Genomic DNA, 18,774 nt, shown 5'->3' on the forward strand with positions numbered 1-18,774 from the left:
CCTAGCCAGCAGGACTACGGCGCGAACCGCTCGGGGACGTGGCGGCGGACGCCGTCGGGCACCTGCGCGAACAGCCACGTCGCGATAGCGGGGAGGCGCTTGCGGACGACGACGTAGCCGGCCGAGAAGACGAGCGCGCCGGCGACGACCTGCTGGACGCTCGGGCCGAACGCCAGCGACGCGGGCACGCCGAAGACGGCCGCGACGGCGAGGTCCTCGGGGGACCCGTCGTAGCGGACGAGCCGGCGCGGCGGGAGCCACCGGCCGTGGAAGTGGCTGTAGACGGCGCGTTCGCTGGTCCCCTTCCACGGTTCGAGTTCGAGGCCGCCGCCGAGCGCGTCGCTGGCGGCGTGGAGCGCGGCGGCGGCGAGGAAGACGGCCGCGGCGACGGTCCACGCCGTCGGCGAGACGAGCGCGACGACGCCTGCGACGGCCGCAGCGACGCTGTAGTAGACCGGGAAGTGGAGCGTGCGGCGGTGGCCGGCGTAGAGGTCGAGGTCGGGGAAGACGCCACCGGCGAGGCCGGCAGCGGCTACAGCGACCCCGAACTCGGGCACGACGAGTGAGACGAGCGCGGCGACCGCCAGCCCCACGAGCGCGTGTGTCGTCGCCATCATAGATGTGCTCTCTAGGCGGGCGGGAGGCTTGAAGATGTCGCCTACAGAAGAACAGAATTCGGCGGTGAGCGTAAGGCAGTGCTACGCATACACAAACATATGGCGACCACGGTCACCGTCTCGTACCCGGCGGACGTCAGCGATTGGGAGCGCGACCAGTTGACGACCGACCACATGCGGGCGTACCTCAAGCGCTCGAACGACCACGCTCGGGAGGGAGACACGTGGGACGTGTTCGTCGACGTCGGGTGCTGTGGCACCAGCCCGGACATCCCGCTCCGCGTCGAGCACGTCGCCGGCGACGCGAGCCTCGACGAAACCGCAGAACTGGCGTTCGTCGAACGCGAATCCGCCGGCGTCGACGCCGGCTGGGACGTCCAGAGCGAAGCGAGTCCGGAGAACTAGGGGAGGTAACGGACGCTGACGAAGTCCTCGCCGGAGCGGACTTCGACGCGGTTGATACCGATACGAGCGGCGCGTTCGACCGTCTGTTCGTCTGCAAGTACGTCCTCGACAGTCTGTTCGACGCCGTCCTCGGGCACGCCGAGCACGTGGACTTCACCGATGCCCGCGCGCTCGACGGTCTCCAAGTCACCGGCGTCCAGCCCTTCGGCGATTTCCTTGGACTTGGGCGTCGGCGTCTCGTCGCTGGCTTCGACGGGAATCTGCTTGCGCTCGGCGACCTCGACGACGCTGTACGTCACGTTCATCGGCGGGTCCGGCGCGACCGTCGCTTCCAGCACGTCGCCCTCCGCCAGCCCCGGGTTCTCCGAGAGCGTGTGGACCTGCGCGTCCGTCACGTCCGAGAGCACCGCGGAGCCGTCCTCCGCGCTGGTGACGAGGAACGTCGCGGTCTTCTCGTCTGTCATCGACGGGCCTAGGCTGTCTCGCTGTTTCCGTGTTTCGACGCGAAGCGCCGGTGGACGCCGTAGACGACGAGCGCGCCCGCCAGCACGAGCAGTGGCGACGCCACGGACGGAATCGCGTAGAGGAGTTCCACGACGGGCGCGAAGACGCCCGGGGGTTCCGGGCGCGTAATCGTCTCGCTGCCCGTCCCGAACTCCGCGGGCATCGACGCCACGAGCGCGAGGTAGACCGAGACGACGAAGACGTAGCCGGCAGCGCCGAGCGCGGCGTCGTAGCGGTCAGCGACCTGGCGCTCGCGGCGGTGCCGGTTCGCCACGAACAACACCGGCGCGACGATGGGGACGAACACGAAGAGGCCGACGACGACGTAGAACGTCCGCGAGAGCGTCAGCGACCCGCCGCCAGCGCCCGTCGTGTTCCCGATGAGCACGAGCAGCCCACCCACCGCGAGCGCGACAACCATCGCCGCGACGACGGTGCTGACGACCACGTAACTCCGGAACAAGAGCGAGTCGGACTGCCGGAACGCGTACGGGTACGCCGTCAGCAGCCCGGAGTAACTGTCGAACCGTCCCATTACTCGAGACTCGGCGCTACCGGAGCAAAAGTACGGCGACTCGCTGTAGTCGATGCACACAGTTCGGAAATCGAAACGTGGACGTAGTCCGAGAACCAGAAAGCCCCGGCGCGCTCGCTACCTGCGACTCGTTGCGCGCTTCGCTCACTTTGTTCGCTGTAGTGCTTACGTCGTCTCGGATAGCGAGCGCGCCGCCCCTTTCAGTCCCGGAAGACTCGCTCCGCTCGTCTTCCGGTTCCCCGCCTGCTACCGGGTGGTCGGGCAGCGAGAGGCCAGCGCTTAAGCACACCGCCGTCCCGGTACCCCACATGCACGTAGACGTGGGCAACGCCCTCGCGGTGGAGGCGACGCCGGGCGTCCCCGAGGACGCACTCGAACGACTGGACGACCGCGTCAGGGACGCACACGAGCGCATCGTCGCGGGGATGACCGGCGACGAGTTCGGGTACGCGGCGCTGAACCTCCCGAAGACCGCGGACCCGGCCGCGATAGAACAGGCGGTCGAGCCGTTCGCGGACAGCGACGTCCTGCTGAACGTCGGCATTGGCGGGAGCGCGCTCGGCGCGGCGACGCTCGTAGACGCACTTGACGGCGACCTGGACGCGTACTTCCTCGACAACGTCGACCCCGAGCACGTCACTGCACTTCTGGAGGATATCGACCTGTCGCAGACTGTCGTCCACGTCGTCTCGCGGTCGGGGACGACCGCAGAGACGCTCTCGAACTTCCTCGTCGTGCGCGACGCGATGGCGGACGCGGGCGTCGACTGGACCGAGCGCACGTTCGTCACGACCGGCCCCGAAGGAAACCTCCGCGACCTCGCTGACGAGCACGACCTGCCCGCACTCGACGTGCCCGAAGGCGTCCCCGGGCGATTCTCCGCGCTCTCGACAGTCGGACTGCCGGCTGCCGCGCTCGCCGGCCACGACGTCGAAGCGATTCTCGATGGTGCGCGCGAGGGTCGCGCGTCGCTCACGGGGTCGCTGTTCGACTGCCCGGCGTACGCGTACGGCGCGACGGCCTACGCCCTCGACGTCCGTGGCGCGGGCATCAACGCGATGATGCCGTACGCCGAGTCGCTGGAGACGTTCGCGGAGTGGTTCGCGCAGTTGTGGGCGGAGAGTCTGGGGAAGGACGGCCTCGGGCAGACGCCGGCGCGAGCGCTCGGCGCGACCGACCAGCACAGCCAGCTCCAGCTCTACCGCGCTGGCCCCCGGGACAAACTCGTGACGCTCGTCCGAGCACGCGAGCGCGACGACCGCGAGATTCCGGAAACCGAACTGGAAGGGCTGGACTACCTCGCCGGTGGCAGCCTCGGCGAACTGCTGGACGCGGAGTTCGAGGCCACGGAAGCGAGCCTCGCCGAGTCGGGCGTCCCGAACGTCCGCATCGAAATTCCGCGAATCGACGAGCGCTCGCTGGGTCGCCTGCTCTACGACGTCGAAGCCGCCTGCATCCTCGCGGGCGAACTGTACGAAGTGGAGACGTTCACCCAGCCCGCGGTCGAGTGGGGGAAAGACGCCGCTCGCGGCCTGCTCAGCGGCGAGCGCGGGCTCCCGGAGAAGACCGAACTCGTCGTCGAGTAGGACAACGGCACGCCTTTGTCTGAGCAGGCCGGATTCGGCAGCGTGAACGACCGGTACGCACAGACCGTCGGCTTCGTCGTCGCGGGCGGCGGGCTCGCTGCCACGTTCCTCGGCTGGCCGGCCGACGCCACGCTCGCCGCGCGCGCCGCCACCGGGTTCGCGCTGCTCGCCACCGCCGCGTTCGGCGCGCGCCGGCACGGCGTCGACGTCCCGCGGCTCGACCTCGTCGCCGGCCTCGCGAGCGGGGGACTCGTGGTCGCAGCAGCGTTCGGCGTCAACGCCGCGACGGGTGGATTGCCGCGTGGCCCGCCGCTCGCGCTGCTCGCTGGACTCGGAACGGTCGGCGCGGCAGTCGCGGCGAACGCGGGGCTGGACGCCGACGCGGTCCGCGCTCGCGAGAAACACCTCGTCGTCGGCGCGGTCGTCTCGCTGGCCGCACTCGTGTTCGGGTCGCTGCTCGCGAGCGTCGCTATCGGACTCGTCCCCGACGGCCCCCTGGTCAGGCTACCCGTCAACGTCGCCGTCGCGAGCGTCGGGTACGGACTCGCGGGCGTCGCGTTCGTGGCGTGGTACGACGGGAGCATCGACGTCAGCCGGCCGTCGCGCAGCGACCTGAAAGTCGCGGCCGTCGGCGTCGTCGCCATCTTCGCGGTCCACTACGCGCTCGTCGGGCTCGTGGTCTTCTTCGACCTCCCGCAGACCACCCACACGCTCGTCGAGACCGCGCGCGAGCACCCCGAGATTCTGCCGCCGCTAGTCGTCCTCTCCTATCTCGCGGTCGGCCCCGGCGAGGAACTGCTCGCGCGCAACGGCGTCCAGAAGTACTTCTACGGCGCGTTCTCGCGGCGCGGCGCGGTCGTCGTCGGCTGTCTCGTGTTCACCGGCGCGCACGTCCTCGCGTACGCTGGCGCGACGCCTGGCGCGGTGCTCGTGACGCTCGGCCGGCTGTTCGTGGTCTCGCTGGTGCTCGGCGCGACGTACGAGCGCACGGACGACCTGTTCGCGCCGGTCGTCGTCCACGGCACGTACGACGCCGTCCAGTTCGCGATGGCGTACGTCGCGTTCGCGGGATAGGACAGCGTCGTCTGACGCGGGGCTGACTAAGTATTACGGGCCGTGCTACCAAACCAGATGGTATGCCCCGGAAGTACTCCGTCGTCTGTGGGGACTCTCTCGCTGCGGACGTCGAGGAGTTGGCGCGGGAGTACGGGCTCTCCGAGCAGGAAGTGCTGCGCCAACTCATCGAGAACGGGCTCGAAGAGGTCGACTAACGGGGGCGCTTGCGTGCGAGGTCGCTGCCACAGACTGGGCAGCGCTCCTTCGACTCGTCGAACTCGCGGCCACAGCCCTGACACTGGAAGTTCCAGTTCCGGCGCTCGCTGATGCCCTCCTGCTCGATGACGTCGACGCCGACGCCCAATTCGTCGGCGGCGTTCTGTACCGCGTAGTCGTCGGTGACGACCGTGCCGTCGAGTTCGTACGCCGCCGCGAGTAGCCGCAGGTCCGTCTCGGAGAGCACGTCGAGGTCGCCGGTCGCGCGCGCGGCTTCGCGGGCCGCCGCGAGTGCGGCGTCGCCCGGTACCTGTACCTGCATGCCGCCGCCCGCCATCGCGTCGTAGCGGTACGCCGCAGCGTCCTCCAGTTCGTCCCGGACGGCGGGAATCGACGCCGTCTCACCATCGGGCTTATAGTCGTGGATGAACGCGGAGGCGTCGAGGACGTACACTATCGCTGGACGACGATGTAGTCTTTGACCGCCTGCACGCGCCCGACGGGGACCCGGTAGTGGCCCTCGCCGTCGGTCGGGAAGTTGACGGTCACGTTCGAATCTTCGAGCGGCTCCACGAGGAGGTCTTCGAGTTTCCCGCTCTTGAGGTCCATCGTGATGTTGTACAGCATACCCAGTTCCGTACCGTCCGACCCCATCACGGCTTTCCCGGAGAGGTTCTCGGCGAGGATGTCGGCCATACCCGGGAGTCTCGGCTGGGATTCATATAAACCCCGCGGGGTCGTCGGACGCGCGACGCACGAGGCCGGCGGCTCGTGACGATGGAATTATACGCCGCCGCCCGCTCTGTTCGGTCAACAACCGTTCTCTCGGAGGATTCTACTATGTCCGACGCAGACACCACCGAAGACCCCGGGGAGCTGCGGACGCCCATCGTCGCGGTCCTCGGCCACGTCGACCACGGGAAGACTAGCTTGCTCGACAAAATCCGCGGCTCCGCCGTCATCGAGGGCGAAGCCGGCGCCATCACCCAGCACATCGGCGCGACCGCCGTACCGCTGGACGTCGTCAGCGAGGTCGCCGGTAGCCTCGTGGACCCCACGGAGTTCGACCTCCCCGGGCTGCTGTTCATCGACACGCCCGGCCACCACTCGTTCTCGACGCTGCGCTCGCGGGGCGGCGCGCTCGCGGACATCGCCATCCTCGTGGTGGACGTCAACGACGGCTTCCAGCCCCAGACGGAGGAAGCCATCCGCATCCTCAAGGACACGGGGACGCCGTTCGTCGTCGCCGCGAACAAAATCGACACCATCCCGGGCTGGAACCCCACGGAGGACGCCCCCGTCCAGCAGACCTACGAGAACCAGTCCGACCGCGTGCGAAGCCAACTCGACGAAGCGCTGTACGAGCTCATCGGCGAACTCTCGGGCGCGGGGTTCTCCTCGGACCTCTACTGGCGCGTCCAGGACTTCCAGTCGAACATCGGCGTCATCCCGGTCTCCGCGGAGACCGGCGAGGGCGTCCCGGACCTTCTCACCGTGCTGATGGGGCTCGCACAGCGGTACATGAAGGCCGAGATGGAGGTGAACATCGACGGCCCGGGTGCGGGTACCGTCCTCGAAGTCAAGGACGAGCGCGGGTTCGGGACGACGCTGGACGTGATTCTCTACGACGGTACCATCCGGCAGGGCGACCAAATCGTCGTCGGCGGCACCAACGACACCATCGTCACCGAGGTGCGCGCGCTCCTGAAGCCGCGCGAGCTCGCGGAGATTCGCACGGAGAAGCGCTTCGACGACGTGGAGTCGATGCAGGCGGCGGCTGGCCTGAAGATTGCCGCACCGGACCTCGACGAGGCGATGGCGGGCGCGCCGGTCCGCGTGGTCGGCAACCGCGACGTCGAGGACGTCGTCGAGGAAGTTGAGGCGGAGCTCGCGGAGGTCGCCGTCGAGACCGCCGAGGAGGGCGTCGTCGTGAAAGCTGACACGCTCGGCAGCCTCGAAGCGCTCGCGAACGCCATGGAGGAAGCCGAGATTCCCGTGATGGCCGCGGAAGTCGGCGACATCGCGCCCCGCGACATCGCGATGGCGACGACCGCCGACGACGACAAACACCGGACGATTCTCGGGTTCAACGTGGACGTGCTCAGTGACGCCGAGCAGAAGGCCGAGAACGAGGACGTCCGCATCTTCGACAGCGACGTCATCTACCAGCTCGTCGAGAACTACGAGGAGTTCGTCGAGGAGCGCGAGCGCGCCCAGCAGGAAGCCATCTTCGAGAATATTGTCCGGCCCGCGCGCTTCCGCATCCTCCAGGACCACGTGTTCCGGCAGAACGACCCCGCGGTCGTCGGCGTCGAAGTGGTCTCGGGGACGCTCAAGCGGAACACGCCCGTCGGCTACATGGAGGGCAACGAACTCCACCGCGTCGGCGTCGTGAAGGGCATCCAGAACCAGGGCGAGGACGTCGACGAGGCGCGTGCGGGCAACCGCGTCAGCGTCTCCATCGACGGCCCGACGGTCGGCCGCGACATCGAGGAGGGTGACGAACTCTGGGTCGACCTCCCCGAGAAACACGCGAAAGTACTCGAACAGGAACTCTCCGACGAAATCCCCGCCGACGAGCGCGAAGCGCTGAAGGCGTACCTCGAAATCCAGCGGAAACGCGACCCATTCTGGGGGAAGTAGCGCTACGACTATTCGGTGCGTGATAGGTTAGCGGGTAGCCACAATACAAATCCCTCAGCCAGCAGTCCTCGTAGACTCTGGCAACTGACTCCGACCAGCCGTTGGTCCGTTCGTGGTCCCGGTACGACGTCGGGCTCGTTGGGATACCGCTGGCGTTCGCCGTCGCGTTCGTCTTCGGGGCAGCCGTCTCGGCGTCGCACGTCGAGCGCGCGGCTTTCGGCGCGGCTGGTGCGGTGCCGATGACGGCGTACGCGTTATTCTTCGTCCCGCCGGAGAACTAGCGTGCGGTCTGCGGAACGTCGTCGCCGAGCGCGTGCTTCACCTGGAGGGCGGCGCTGGCGGCGAGGCCGCGCGCGACCTCCTCGCGGTCGTCGTCCGGAATCAAGTCGTCGTCGGCGACACCGTCGAACTCCGGAGTGAACCCGGCGCTGACGGGGTTGCCGGCGGGCGGTCGGACGGCGACGGTGACCTGGATGCCGTTCGAACCCGAGCTAATCTCGGAGCCGACGACGTACTCGTCGGGCAGGAAGTCCCGCGTGCGAGCGGTAATCTGGGAAATGCTGTCCTGGAGCGCGCGCCGCTGCGACCCCGTGAGGTCGGGTTCGGGTTCCGACGGCTCGGCACCACTGTACGGCGTGTTCCCGTGCATTCGCTGTTAGTAGGGCACCCCCACGTAAAGGCCTTTTAGTTTGGGTGGTATTCACACAGTCCGGCCGCTCAAAGAATTGGTTCGCTGTCACCGTACGCCGCGACTACGACCGCCGCCGCGTACTCGCCGGCGTCGGCTTCGGTGCTGGTCGCGCGCACCGTCGCGTCGTCGAACGACCAGTCACGGAGGTCCATGCCCGCCTCGATGCCGGTGCGCACGCGCGCCTCGACGTCCGCGGCGTCCGTCTCGCCCGCGACTTCGTAGAACAAGCCCGGGCTCTCGTCGCTTTTCGCCCACGCGAGCGCGGCGCTGACGTGGCGCGGCCCCGCGGCGTTGGCGTGTGCTTCCACGACCGTCAAGCGGTTCCCGGCGGGGCCGAGGTCCGGCGCAGTCCCCACAGCCTCGACGTCGGCGTCCGCGGGAATCACCGACGACACCGTGACGAGGTTGTAGTTGTGGACGCCCGCGTCCGCGAGCGCGGCGTCGTAAGCCGCCATCTCCGTGGGCGCGGTACCCGTCCCCCAGACGACTCTAATAGTCATACGAATGCGTCAGAGCGCGCGATACAAGAGCGTTCCAATCCGGAACGGCAGAGAAGTACTACCGAATGTAGCTCGGGTAGCTCGGGCCGGCTTCGTCCTCGCCCTCGGCGACGAGCTTCTCGTAGGCCGCGTCGAAGTCCTCGCGGCGGACCTCGTCGCGGTCGTCCCGAATCGCGAACATCCCCGCTTCCGTGGCGAGGCTCGCGAGCTGTGCGCCGGAGAAGCCCTCGGTCTCCCGCGCGAGGTCTGCGAACGCCACGTCGTCGGCGACGTTCATGTCGCCCGCGTGGATTTCGAGGATGCGCTCCCGGGCTTCCTCGGTCGGGTTCGGCACCTCGATGAGGCGGTCGAAGCGGCCGGGCCGGAGAATCGCGGAGTCGAGCATGTCGAAGCGGTTGGTAGCGGCGATGATGCGGACGTCGCCGCGTTCGTCGAAGCCGTCCATCTCCGAGAGTAGCTGCATCATCGTCCGCTGGACCTCGGCGTCACCGCTGGTCTTCGAGTCCGTGCGCTTGGCGGCGACGGCGTCGATCTCGTCGATGAAGATGATGGCGGGCTCCTTCTGATCGGCGAGTTCGAAGAGGTCGCGGACGAGCCGCGAGCCCTCACCGATGAATTTCCGGACGAGTTCGCTGCCGGCCATCTTGATGAACGTCGCGTCCGTCTGGTTCGCGACGGCCTTCGCGAGCATCGTCTTCCCGGTGCCCGGCGGCCCGTGGAGGAGCACGCCGCTCGGCGGCTCCACGCCGACCTTCTCGAACTTCTCGGGGTTGACAAGCGGGTCCTCGACGGCCTCCCGGACCTCCCGGAGCTGCTCGTCGAGACCGCCGATGTCGTCGTACTCGACGGTCGGGGACTCGTCGACTTCCATCGCCTGCGCGCGGGCGTCCGTCTCGTCGTCGAGGACGCGCTGCACGCTGAACGAGTCGTTGATGGCGACGCGGTCGCCCACTTCGAGTTCGTCGGCGAGCCGCGGGGACAGTTCGGTGAGGACTTCCTGGTTGTTGCCGTGCTGCTTGATGACGGCGCTGTCGTCCTCGGGCAGGTCCTCGACGGTGGCGAGGTACAGCGACGCGGTCTTGAGCGTCTCGTTCTCCCGCTGGAGGCGGTCGACCTCCTCGCGGAGCTCTTCGCGACGCGACTCGACGTCCTCCAGTTGGGACTGCAGCTGCTCGTGGACGTCGAGAATCTCTCCGTAGTGGTCTTGGAGCGCGTCGAGGTGTTCGTCCGGCGACGACTCGGGGTCGACGTCGAGCGTCGGCCGGTCAGGTAGTGAAGGACTACGCGACATTCGTTGTCGGTTGTAGGGGCCGCGCGTAGAAGTTCCTTTGGGTAGGCGGAACGCCTACCGGCGTTCGGGCGTCTGACACGGTCGGAAAGAACTGACCGTCCGTGGCGTCCTCAGACGAGTTCCTCGGCCTGTTCGAGGCGTTCGTCGTAGACGTCGAGCGCGCGCTCGATTGGCTCGCTCGTGGACATGTCCACGCCCGCAGCGCGCAGCAGTTCCAGCGGGTACTCGCTGGAGCCCCGCTGCAGGAAGTCCAGGTAGCGGTCGGCAGCGGGCTGGCCCTCGTCGAGGATGTCCTGAACGAGCGCGACGGCCGCCGAGATACCCGTGGAGTACTGGAAGACGTAGAAGTTGTAGTAGAAGTGCGGGATGCGCATCCACTCGCGGCGGATGTGGTCGTCGACGGCGGCGTTCGCGTAGTAGGCCTCCTTGCGCTCGCCGTACACCTCGTCGACGCGGTCCGGCGTCAGCGCCTCGCCCTCCTCGGCCAGCGAGTGCAGGCGATGTTCGACGTCCGCGAACAGCGTCTGCCGGTACAGCGTCGAGCGGAACCGCTCGAGGTACTCGTTGAGGATGTGCTTGCGGAAGTGGTCGTCCTCGACGGTGTCCAGCAGGTGGTTGACGAGCAGCGCCTCGTTGACCGTGGAGGCGACCTCCGCCACGAAGATTTCGTAGTCCGAGTAGACGTAGGGCTGCTGTTCGCTGGTGTACTGGCTGTGGAGGCTGTGCCCAAGCTCGTGGGCGAGCGTGAACATCGAGGAGATGTCGTCCTGATAGTTCATCAGGATGAACGGCTGCGTGTCGTAGGCCCCCCCGGAGTACGCGCCCGAGCGCTTCCCGCGGTTCTCGTAGACGTCCACCCAGCGGGACTCGAGGCCGTCAGCGACCCGGTTCTGGTAGTCCTCGCCGAGCGGCGCGACCGCCTCCACGACGTGTTTTTTGGCCTCCTCGTAGGGGACTTCGGGGCTCTCGGAGTCCACGATGGGCATGTAGAGGTCCCACATCTGGACCTCGTCGACGTCGAGCGCCTCGCGCTTGAGGTCGACGTGGCGGTGGAGCTTGTCGAGGTTGTCGTCGACGGTCTCCACGAGGTTGTCGTACACCTCCGTGGGGATGTTCGCGCCGTCGAGGGCGGCCTCGCGGGCGGTGTCGTAGTTGCGCGCCTCGGCAAGCTTGACGTCCTTCTTCACCTGGTTCTTCATCGTCGCGCCGATGGTGTTGCGGACGTCGCCGATGGTCTCGAAGAAGGACTCGTGGACGGTCTGGCGGAACTCCCGGTCGGGGTTCTTCAGGAGCTTCGTGAAGTTCGCCTGCGAGATTTCGACGGCCTCGCCCTCGGGGTCCTCGACGGTCGGGAACTCGAGGTCCGCGTCCGTCAGCATGTTGTACGCGTCACTCGGCGCGCCGAGCACCTCGCCGAGGTCGCTGAGCAGTTCCTCGACCTCCGCGGAGCGCGTGTGCGGCTTCATGCGGAGGACGTCGTCGAAGTAGTGCTCGTAGGTGGCCAATTCGGGCTCTTCTTCGACGAGTTCCTGGAGCTGCTCGCGCGTGCAGTCCTGGAGTTCCGGGCCGAAGAACGAACTCGCACTGGAGACGTCCGCCATCAGGCTGGACGCCCGTGCCCGGAGCGCCTGGTAGTGCTGGTCGCGGGTGTCCTCGTCGGAGCGCATGCGGGCGTACGCCGACACCTTCTCGGCTTCGCGGTGGATTTCGTCGCGGAGCTGGAGGGCTTCGAGGAGGGTTTCGCCGGACTCGGTGAGCCGCCCCTCGTAGGCTTCGAGGTCGTCGAGCCGCGACGCGACGTCCTCGTAGGCCGCTTCCCAGTCGTCGTCGGTCGCGTAGATGCTCTCCAAGTCCCACGTGTGTTTCTCGGACAGCTCGCTGCGTTCGGGAACGCTGCTCATGGCGTGTTCGTTCGGTGCAGGCCGGTTAAACGTTGATGAACGACGGGGCGATTGCCGGCGCTCGACCGCGAAAATAACTCACAACGAGTCCGCGACGTGCCCGGCGACGCGCGCTCTCGCACGGCGTTCCTCGCGCAGGTCCGCGAACATCGCCCGCGTCGCGGCCGCAGCGGGTGGCTCCGCGGCGAAGTCGATGTCGTAGTCGACGTCGTGGAGCACCAGCGGGCCCGCTGGCGCGGGTGGCACGCCCTCCGGCCCCTCGATTGGCTCAGGGGCGAGCAGTCGGTCGATGCGGTCGAAGTCGTCGCCGCCCGTGACCGCCTGCACGAGCGCGACGACGCGACGCACGAGTTCGCGGCAGAACCCGCTCGCGCGCAGCGTCACCACCAGAAAGTCGCCTTCGCTCTCGATGCCACCCGACACTTCGCGGACCGTATTCGCGTCGTCGGTCGTGAGGTTGTGGAAGTCGTGCTCGCCGAGCAGCCGGTCGAGCGTGCGGCGTGCGCGGGTCTCGTCCTCGTCCCCAGCGAGCCAGAAGTACCGGTACTCCCGCCAATTCGCGTCGTGAGTCGCGTGGAAGTCCGGGGGCGCGTCGGCGGTCGCCCACGCGCGGAGCGGCCCGGAGAGTTCGCTGTTCAGCCCGGACGGCGTCAGCCACGTGGGCGCGTCGAAGGCGATGGTCTGCGCGCGCGCCGACACGCCGGCGTCCGTGCGGCCGGCGGCAGCGTACGCCGGTGGTTTCGCGCCCTCGAAGACGTCGAGGCGTCGGAGCGCGCCGAACAGTTCGCCTTCGACGGTCGTGACGTCGGGCTGGCGCTGGAAGCCGTAGTAGGGGCGGCCGTCGTAGGCGACGCGGAACGCGCGACGGGGCATTCGCTATTGGAAATCAGCGAGCGTCGGTGCGTCCCGGTCGCCGGGGAAGTCCTCGAAGGGCGCGGTGGTCTGGTCGCCGCTCTCCATGTCCTTGACCGTGACTTCGCCGTTCACGAGGTCCTGTTCGCCGACGATGACGACGGTCTCCGCACCGATGCTGTCGGCGTAGTTCATCTGCGCACCGAAGCTCCGGTCGGAGACGTCGCTCTCGACGACGTGGCCGCGGGCGCGGAGGTCGCTGGCGACGCGCGCCGCCTCTGCCTCCGTGTCGCCGACTTGGAGCACGTAGTAGTCCGTCGCGAGGCCGCCCTCGGAGCGGACGCCAGCGCGCTCCAGCAGGAGGTTCAGGGGCGCGTGACCGGGCGCAACGCCGACCGCGGGCGTGGGCTGGCCGCCGAACGACTCGATGAGGTCGTCGTAGCGGCCGCCGCCGAACACCGAGCGACCGATGTCGCCGGTGGCGTCGAAGCACTCGAAGACGACGCCGGTGTAGTAGTCGAGGCCTCGAGCCGTGGTCAGCGAGATGTCGCAGTACTCGCGCACGCCGAGGTTCTCGGCGGCGTCGAGGACTGCCTGGAGGTTCTGGACGGCGTCCTCGACGCGCTCGGTGCCGGCGAAGTCGACGAGTGCGTCGAGGTCGTCGCCCGCGAGCAGGTCGTCGAACTGTTCGGCCTGGTCGTAGGAGAGGCCGGCGTCCGCGAGGCCGTCGAGGTACTCCGCGCGCTCGATTTTCTCGCGCTTGTCCACGACGCGGATGGCGTCCTCGGTGTCGACGTCGGCGTCGAAGGCGTTTAGGAGGCCACCGAGAATGTCGCGGTGGGAGACGCGGAATTCGAAGTCCTCGCCCGTCAGCCCGAGACTCGTCAGGCCGTCGGCGGAGACGGCGAGCACTTCGGCGTCCGCGCGCGGGTCGCTGGAGCCGAAGATGTCGACGTTCGTCTGGTAGAACTCGCGGAAGCGGCCCTGCTGGGGCTCCTCGTAGCGCCAGAACGCGCGCGTCGAGTACCACTTGATGGGCTTCGAGAGCTCCTGCTGTTTCGCGACGACCATGCGCGCGACCGTCGGCGTCAGTTCGGGCGTGAGCGCGATGTCGCGGCCGCCCTGGTCAGTGAACGAGTAGAGTTCGTCGACGATGCCCTCGCCGGACTTGTCGACGTACATCTGTGTCGACTCCAGCGCGGGCGTCCCGATTTCCCGGAAGCCGTAGCGGCGCGCCGCGTCCTCGACGGCGTCCATCGCCTCGCGGCGCGGCCCCATCTCCTCGGGGTAGAAGTCGCGGAATCCCTTGAGTCGGTCGTACATACCCCGGAGTTCGCCCGTGCCGCGCTTGAAAGCTTCCGTTCGCGGGGACGTCACACGGCAATCAGGCCGACGCCGACCACGGCGAGCACGGCAGCGCCGAGTCGCCGGCGCAAGCCGGGTTCACCGAGCAGCACGCAGCCGAGCAGGACGGCGACGATAGCCTGTCCGTTGACGAGCGTGGACGCGATGCTCGCGGGCACGCTGGCGAACGCGAGTGCGGTCACGTGCTCGGCGACCGCGACCCCGGCTCCAGTCACCGCGAACTTCCCGAGGAACGGCCGGATGCCAGTCGTCGGCCAGCGCCGGAGCGCGAGCGGCACGACCACGACGGCGACGCTCCCGAGGTACACCGGCACCCAGAGCCGCGTCGGGAACGTGAACCCGTCGAGGACGACCCGGCGGCCGACGTCGCTGACGGCGAACAGCGCCGCGGAGACGAGCGCGAGTTGGGCGGCCCGGGAGTGGACGGCGCGGCGGAACGGTTCGACGACGTCCCCGCCCTCGTAGTTGGCGAGGTAGACCGCGGTGGTGGCGACGACGATGCCGGCGACCGCGGTCGGTTCGAGGTACGCGCCGAGTACGAGCACCTCGATGGGGACGACGAACACGGGGACGATTTTCGCGATGGGCGCGACGTAGGAGACGTCGCCGACCGCCAGCGCCTGCACGGAGACGATGAACGCGAGCGCGCCGAACACGACGGTGCCGGCGAACACCGCAATCGACCACGCGTCCATCGGCGGGAACGCCGGCAGCCCGTTGCCGCCGGTCGCGACAGCGAACGGGAGGTACCACGCGATGGCAGCGGCGTTGACGAACACCGTGAGGACGGCACCGTGCACGCCCACGAAGTAGCGTTTCAGAGCGAAGAGATACACGCCCCACAGGCCCGCGGCGGCGAGCGCGTAGAGTAACCCGGACTCCATTCACGCGAACGGAATCCGCGCCGAGAGAAGAGTGGTTCGATTGCGGGACTAGGGGACTACTCGCGGAGGCCGTGGACGTACGTCTGGTCGTGGTCGGGGAACACGTCGCGGATGGCGTCCTCGCCGTGTTCCTCGCGGAGAATCGCGCGCAACTCGGCCTCGTAGTCGGCGCGCGGAATCTCCTCGCTGGGGCCGACCTCGACGTCGAGTTCGGCGTCCACGAGGCGGTCGACGGCGCCGCGGCCGAAGCCGGCCAGCGGCGAGAGGTAGTCGACGCCGTGGCGGTCTTCGAGGCTCTGGGCTTGCGCTCGCGACACCGTGGGTACGCGGTCGTCGCGGCGCGTGCCGTCGGCGACGGCGTCGAAGTCGAGGCCCGCGACGGCTTCCAGTGCTTCCTCGTGGACGTGCTGGATGCCGTTGCGCGGGTAGCCGTCCTCGCGCATGCGCTCGACGGCCTCCTCGGCGACTTCGCGGTCGAGTTCCAGCGCACGGAACTCGAAGCCGGCGGCGTCGGCCGCTCGCTCGGCGTGCTCGTGCTCGTCGGTCACGCCGAAGTGCGCGGTGACGAGCGTGACGTCGTAGAACCGCTCGACGAGCAGCGCCGCCAGCGTGGAGTCCTTCCCGCCGCTGTAGAGCAAGCCCAGCCGCATCGCCTACCGGCGGTTGATGTTGAAGCTCTTGGAGTCGGGCTTGAGTTCGCGGAGCAGGTCTTTCATCTGCTCCTCGTCGATCTGGTCCTGGAGGCGGCCGGACTGGGCGAGCGCGAGAATCTGCTGTTCGGCCTTCTCAGCGAAGTCCGGCTTGCTCATCTTGATGGTGTTCAGCCGCTTGCGCGCGCCGTCAGTGAGGTGCTGTTTGAGCAGCGCCTGCTTCTGCTGTTCGGCCTGCTCGCGCTGGGCCTGCTGTGCCGCGCCGGCGTCACCGCCGCCCTGCTGCTGTTTCTGCTGCTTTAGCTGTTCTTTCTTCTGCTGGCGCAGTTCTTCGAGCCGGTCGTCGTCCGGGCTCCCACTCATACGCGACAGTAGTCGGTGAATCCGGATAATTCTGACGCAACGGGGTGGTAGCGCCGCGGCTACGCGGGCGAAAACGGCGGAGAAGCGGCGGCAGCGTTACGCGTAGCGTTCGAGCTCGGGACGGTCGAGCGCTTCGATGACGTCGCCGGCCGTCTCGTCGAGGAGGCTGCGACCCTCGGCGGTGACGACGCGACCACGGTTGTGCTGTTGCTCGACGAGGTCCTCGTCTTCGAGCTGCTGGAGCGCGGTGCGGACGATGTTCCGGGAGCTGGACGTGCTGTCCGGCGGGGAGACACCGTAGCGGTTGGAGCCGTCGGTGGTGTCGCCGTAGGCCGTCGCGAGGCGCTTGACGCCGATGGGGCCTTCCATCGCGACCTTGCGGAGGATGCTGGCGGCGCGGCGCGCCCAGAAGTCTTCCTGTTCGGGGGGGAGTTCGCGGCCAACGCCGGTCTTCGCGAACTGCGCCCAGTCCGGTTCGTCGAGTCGGTCTTCGAGCTCGCTCGCGAGCTCGTCGACGAGCTCGTCAGCGGGAGCGTCGTAGAGGGTTGCCATTACGCGGAATTCACGTCGGATTCGTTTAAAGCCATCGTTAGGGACTCGTGCGGCGTCGTCGGGGCCTTCCAGCCGCCGACCGCGAGAGCGAGCGCGCACGCATCCGGGGCGTTTTAGGCCGCGACTGCGAACCCGGGGGCATGAACGAACGGGCGGCCCTCGACGTGGTCGGTGGGCTCGTCGCGGGTGCCGGCGACGACGCCGCGGTCGTCGACGAGACGGTGTTCACCATCGACATGCTCCACGAGACGACCGACTTCCCGGACGGCACGACCCGGTACACGGCGGGCTGGCGGTCCGTGGGCGCGTCGCTGTCGGACGTCGCCGCGATGGGCGCAGCAGCGACGGCGGCGGTCGGCGTCTACGGCGCGCCCGACTTCGACGAGGACGAACTGCGCGCGTACGTCGGGGGCGCGCTGGACGTCTGCGAGGCGGTCGACGCGGAGTACGTCGGCGGCGACTTGGACGGCCACGACGAGTTCACGGTGGCGACGGCCGCCATCGGCCGCACCGACGACCCCGTCCTCCGGGACGGCGCGAGCCCGGGCGACGCCCTCGTCGTGACGGGGACGCTGGGCCGGACTGCCGCAGCCATGCAAGACTTCGACTCCGGGAACGTCGAGCGGGCGAACGAACTGTTCCGGTTCGAGCCGCGCGTCCGAGCGGGCCGCGCCCTCGCCGGGAACGCGACCGCGATGATGGACTCCAGCGACGGCCTCGCGCGCTCGCTCCACCAGCTCGCGGAAGCCAGCGACTGCGGATTCGCGGTGGACGGCGACAGCGTCCCGGTGGCCGACGAACTCCGCGGTGTCGCCAAGGACCCGCTCGATACGGCCGTGACGTACGGCGAGGACTTCGAACTCGTGGCGACCGTCCCCGAGAACGCGGTCGAAGCGGTTCGTAACGCGGCGGACGTCCCAATTTCGGTCGTCGGCGAGGTCACGGCGTCGGGCGTGACGCTGGACGGCGAGCCGCTGGCGGACCGCGGCTGGACGCACTAACCGACGATTTGGATGGGGACGGGCATGAAGCAGAGCGCCCCGAGGACGAACGTGAGCACGCCGACGGCGACCCGGCGCGGGTCCAGCGACGAGTCGTCCACGGGGTCGACGCCGCCCGCGAACGTGATGACCGTCGCGATGATGCCCCAGACGACCCAGATGCCGGCAGTGTCGCCGGCGTCCGCGACGAGCCACTGGTAGCCCGCGAGTGCGAACAGCGCCGTCGGGACGAGGGGGGCGACGCGGTCGGCGTGCTCGCCGACCAGCGACCGGAGGACGTGGCCGCCGTCGAGTTGGCCGACCGGGATGAGGTTCAGGAACGTGACGAACATCCCGATCCAGCCGCCCATCACGACCGGGTTGATGGACTTCGCGGGGTCGCTGTAGGAGAGCGGTTCGCCGAGGACGGCGGCGATGGCCTGCAAGAGCGGCGGGTACGCGAATTGGACTTCGACGGCGTCCGCGGAGTTGACGAGTTCGGGTGGCACCGTCACGGGCGGCAGCGAGAGCCCGATGGCGGAGACGACGACGGCGGCGACGAGCCCGGCGAGCGGGCCGGCAGCGCCGATGTCGAAGAGGGCCTTCCGGGAGGGTATCCGGCCGCGCATGCGGATGACCGCGCCCATCGTCCCGAACAGCGACGGGAACGGGATGAAGTACGGGAGGGAGGCGTCGACGTCGTGGTAGCGGCTCATCGCGTAGTGACCGAATTCGTGGACGGCGAGCACGCCGACGACCGAGAACATGAACGGGAGCGCCTGCACGACCGCGGGCGAGAACGCGTCGACGTAGTACCAGTTGGCCCCGACGAACAGCGTCGACGCCAGCGTCGCGACGAACAGCGCGACGTTCGTCCACGGGACGCCGCCGTCGTCGCTGGCGGCGTCGTGGGGTTCCGCGACGAGGACGAATTCGCCCGTGCGGCGCGCGAGCCGGACCTCGTAGCCGTGCTGGCGGAACGCCGGCCAGACGGTCTCCATGAGTGTCTCGCGGTCGGTCGCGGGGTCGCCGAAGTAGAGCACGCGGCCGTCCTCGCGGCGCACCTCGTAGACGTCGAAGACCGACGCGAACGAATCCGGGCTCGGAGCGCCGTCGGGCGGCTGTGCCGACATCACCGGTGCTTACCGTTCCAGCGGTTTAAGCACTTAGTCGCCGGAACGCG

At 68.5% G+C, this 18,774-nt stretch carries 23 protein-coding genes; 7 read left to right on the forward strand and 16 right to left on the reverse strand.

The window, feature by feature from the left end; all coding sequences use genetic code 11:
• Window positions 1–14: 14 nt before the first annotated feature.
• A complete protein-coding gene (locus tag LPA46_RS05250) occupies window positions 15–617 on the reverse strand; it encodes a metal-dependent hydrolase (RefSeq protein ID WP_230888001.1) in 603 nt (200 codons plus the stop codon).
• A 99-nt stretch (window positions 618–716) separates the two neighbouring features.
• Between LPA46_RS05250 and LPA46_RS05255 the strand changes: the two genes are divergently transcribed.
• Window positions 717–1,022 (forward strand): hypothetical protein, encoded by a 306-nt coding sequence (locus LPA46_RS05255; RefSeq protein ID WP_230891722.1) that lies wholly within the window; start codon window positions 717–719, stop codon window positions 1,020–1,022.
• Here the strand turns inward: LPA46_RS05255 and LPA46_RS05260 are convergent.
• Both LPA46_RS05260 and LPA46_RS05265 read right to left on the reverse strand, forming a co-directional pair.
• On the reverse strand, window positions 1,019–1,486 hold the full coding sequence (locus LPA46_RS05260) for a DUF5812 family protein (RefSeq protein ID WP_230891723.1): 468 nt from the start codon (window positions 1,484–1,486) through the stop codon (window positions 1,019–1,021). The two genes, LPA46_RS05255 and LPA46_RS05260, sit on opposite strands and share 4 nt — an antisense overlap.
• Window positions 1,487–1,494: 8 nt before the next feature.
• Window positions 1,495–2,061 (reverse strand): hypothetical protein, encoded by a 567-nt coding sequence (locus LPA46_RS05265; protein WP_230891724.1) that lies wholly within the window; start codon window positions 2,059–2,061, stop codon window positions 1,495–1,497.
• Window positions 2,062–2,369: 308 nt separating this feature from the next.
• Here LPA46_RS05265 and LPA46_RS05270 point away from each other — a divergent pair, with 308 nt between their 5' ends.
• The 3 genes from LPA46_RS05270 (at window position 2,370) to LPA46_RS05280 (ending at window position 4,918) form a co-directional block, all read left to right on the forward strand.
• Complete coding sequence (locus tag LPA46_RS05270; RefSeq protein WP_230891725.1) at window positions 2,370–3,647, forward strand: glucose-6-phosphate isomerase; 1,278 nt, start codon at window positions 2,370–2,372, stop codon at window positions 3,645–3,647.
• A gap of 42 nt (window positions 3,648–3,689) precedes the next feature.
• Window positions 3,690–4,721, forward strand: a complete 1,032-nt coding sequence (locus LPA46_RS05275; protein WP_230891726.1) for a CPBP family intramembrane glutamic endopeptidase — start codon at window positions 3,690–3,692, stop codon at window positions 4,719–4,721.
• Window positions 4,722–4,783: 62 nt separating this feature from the next.
• Window positions 4,784–4,918, forward strand: a complete 135-nt coding sequence (locus LPA46_RS05280) for a ribbon-helix-helix protein, CopG family (RefSeq protein ID WP_230888007.1) — start codon at window positions 4,784–4,786, stop codon at window positions 4,916–4,918.
• Here LPA46_RS05280 and LPA46_RS05285 read toward each other — a convergent pair.
• Window positions 4,915–5,373, reverse strand: coding sequence for an NOB1 family endonuclease (locus LPA46_RS05285; protein WP_230891727.1), 459 nt, complete (start codon window positions 5,371–5,373; stop codon window positions 4,915–4,917). The two genes, LPA46_RS05280 and LPA46_RS05285, sit on opposite strands and share 4 nt — an antisense overlap.
• The gene (locus tag LPA46_RS05290) at window positions 5,373–5,615 is read right to left on the reverse strand and encodes a PRC-barrel domain-containing protein (protein WP_059057654.1); all 243 of its coding nucleotides are present in this window, start codon (window positions 5,613–5,615) and stop codon (window positions 5,373–5,375) included. Before LPA46_RS05290 ends, LPA46_RS05285 begins: the two co-directional genes overlap by 1 nt.
• 144 nt (window positions 5,616–5,759) lie before the next feature.
• On the opposite strand from LPA46_RS05290, the gene infB reads away from it, so the two are divergent.
• Both infB and LPA46_RS05300 read left to right on the forward strand, forming a co-directional pair.
• Window positions 5,760–7,562 carry a translation initiation factor IF-2 gene (gene infB, locus LPA46_RS05295; protein ID WP_230891728.1) on the forward strand — a complete coding sequence of 601 codons (1,803 nt, stop codon included), beginning with the start codon at window positions 5,760–5,762 and terminating at the stop codon, window positions 7,560–7,562.
• 101 nt (window positions 7,563–7,663) lie between these two features.
• Complete coding sequence (locus LPA46_RS05300) at window positions 7,664–7,843, forward strand: hypothetical protein (protein ID WP_230891729.1); 180 nt, start codon at window positions 7,664–7,666, stop codon at window positions 7,841–7,843.
• On the opposite strand, the gene LPA46_RS05305 is transcribed toward LPA46_RS05300, so the two are convergent.
• From LPA46_RS05305 to LPA46_RS05350, 10 genes are all read right to left on the reverse strand, one after another.
• Window positions 7,840–8,211, reverse strand: a complete 372-nt coding sequence (locus LPA46_RS05305; RefSeq protein WP_230891730.1) for a DUF5811 family protein — start codon at window positions 8,209–8,211, stop codon at window positions 7,840–7,842. The genes LPA46_RS05300 and LPA46_RS05305 overlap by 4 nt on opposite strands.
• Window positions 8,212–8,279: 68 nt before the next feature.
• A complete protein-coding gene (locus tag LPA46_RS05310; RefSeq protein WP_230891731.1) occupies window positions 8,280–8,753 on the reverse strand; it encodes a pyruvoyl-dependent arginine decarboxylase in 474 nt (157 codons plus the stop codon).
• Window positions 8,754–8,811: 58 nt separating this feature from the next.
• A complete protein-coding gene (gene pan2 / locus LPA46_RS05315; RefSeq protein ID WP_230888013.1) occupies window positions 8,812–10,044 on the reverse strand; it encodes a proteasome-activating nucleotidase Pan2 in 1,233 nt (410 codons plus the stop codon).
• 110 nt (window positions 10,045–10,154) lie between these two features.
• A complete protein-coding gene (gene pepF / locus LPA46_RS05320) occupies window positions 10,155–11,945 on the reverse strand; it encodes an oligoendopeptidase F (protein WP_230891732.1) in 1,791 nt (596 codons plus the stop codon).
• 78 nt (window positions 11,946–12,023) lie between these two features.
• Entirely contained in the window at window positions 12,024–12,818 is a 795-nt protein-coding gene (truA, locus tag LPA46_RS05325) for a tRNA pseudouridine(38-40) synthase TruA (protein ID WP_230891733.1), read from the reverse strand.
• Between the two features lie 3 nt (window positions 12,819–12,821).
• Window positions 12,822–14,120, reverse strand: coding sequence for a histidine--tRNA ligase (gene hisS / locus LPA46_RS05330; RefSeq protein ID WP_230891734.1), 1,299 nt, complete (start codon window positions 14,118–14,120; stop codon window positions 12,822–12,824).
• Window positions 14,121–14,170: 50 nt separating this feature from the next.
• Entirely contained in the window at window positions 14,171–15,046 is an 876-nt protein-coding gene (locus LPA46_RS05335; RefSeq protein WP_230891735.1) for an EamA family transporter, read from the reverse strand.
• Window positions 15,047–15,102: 56 nt separating this feature from the next.
• A complete protein-coding gene (locus LPA46_RS05340) occupies window positions 15,103–15,696 on the reverse strand; it encodes a DUF7411 family protein (RefSeq protein WP_230891736.1) in 594 nt (197 codons plus the stop codon).
• 3 nt (window positions 15,697–15,699) lie between these two features.
• Window positions 15,700–16,059: a DNA-binding protein gene (locus LPA46_RS05345; RefSeq protein ID WP_230891737.1), complete on the reverse strand. Its 360-nt coding sequence runs from the start codon at window positions 16,057–16,059 to the stop codon at window positions 15,700–15,702.
• Between the two features lie 96 nt (window positions 16,060–16,155).
• A complete protein-coding gene (locus LPA46_RS05350) occupies window positions 16,156–16,611 on the reverse strand; it encodes a 30S ribosomal protein S19e (protein WP_230888020.1) in 456 nt (151 codons plus the stop codon).
• Between the two features lie 140 nt (window positions 16,612–16,751).
• On the opposite strand from LPA46_RS05350, the gene thiL reads away from it, so the two are divergent.
• A complete protein-coding gene (gene thiL / locus LPA46_RS05355; protein WP_230891738.1) occupies window positions 16,752–17,612 on the forward strand; it encodes a thiamine-phosphate kinase in 861 nt (286 codons plus the stop codon).
• Here the strand turns inward: thiL and LPA46_RS05360 are convergent.
• Window positions 17,609–18,724 (reverse strand): site-2 protease family protein, encoded by a 1,116-nt coding sequence (locus tag LPA46_RS05360; RefSeq protein WP_230891739.1) that lies wholly within the window; start codon window positions 18,722–18,724, stop codon window positions 17,609–17,611. The genes thiL and LPA46_RS05360 overlap by 4 nt on opposite strands.
• Window positions 18,725–18,774 lie beyond the last annotated feature (50 nt).

The sequence above is a fragment of the Halobacterium sp. KA-6 genome, from assembly GCF_021029015.1.
Classification (GTDB): Archaea; Halobacteriota; Halobacteria; order Halobacteriales; family Halobacteriaceae; genus Halobacterium.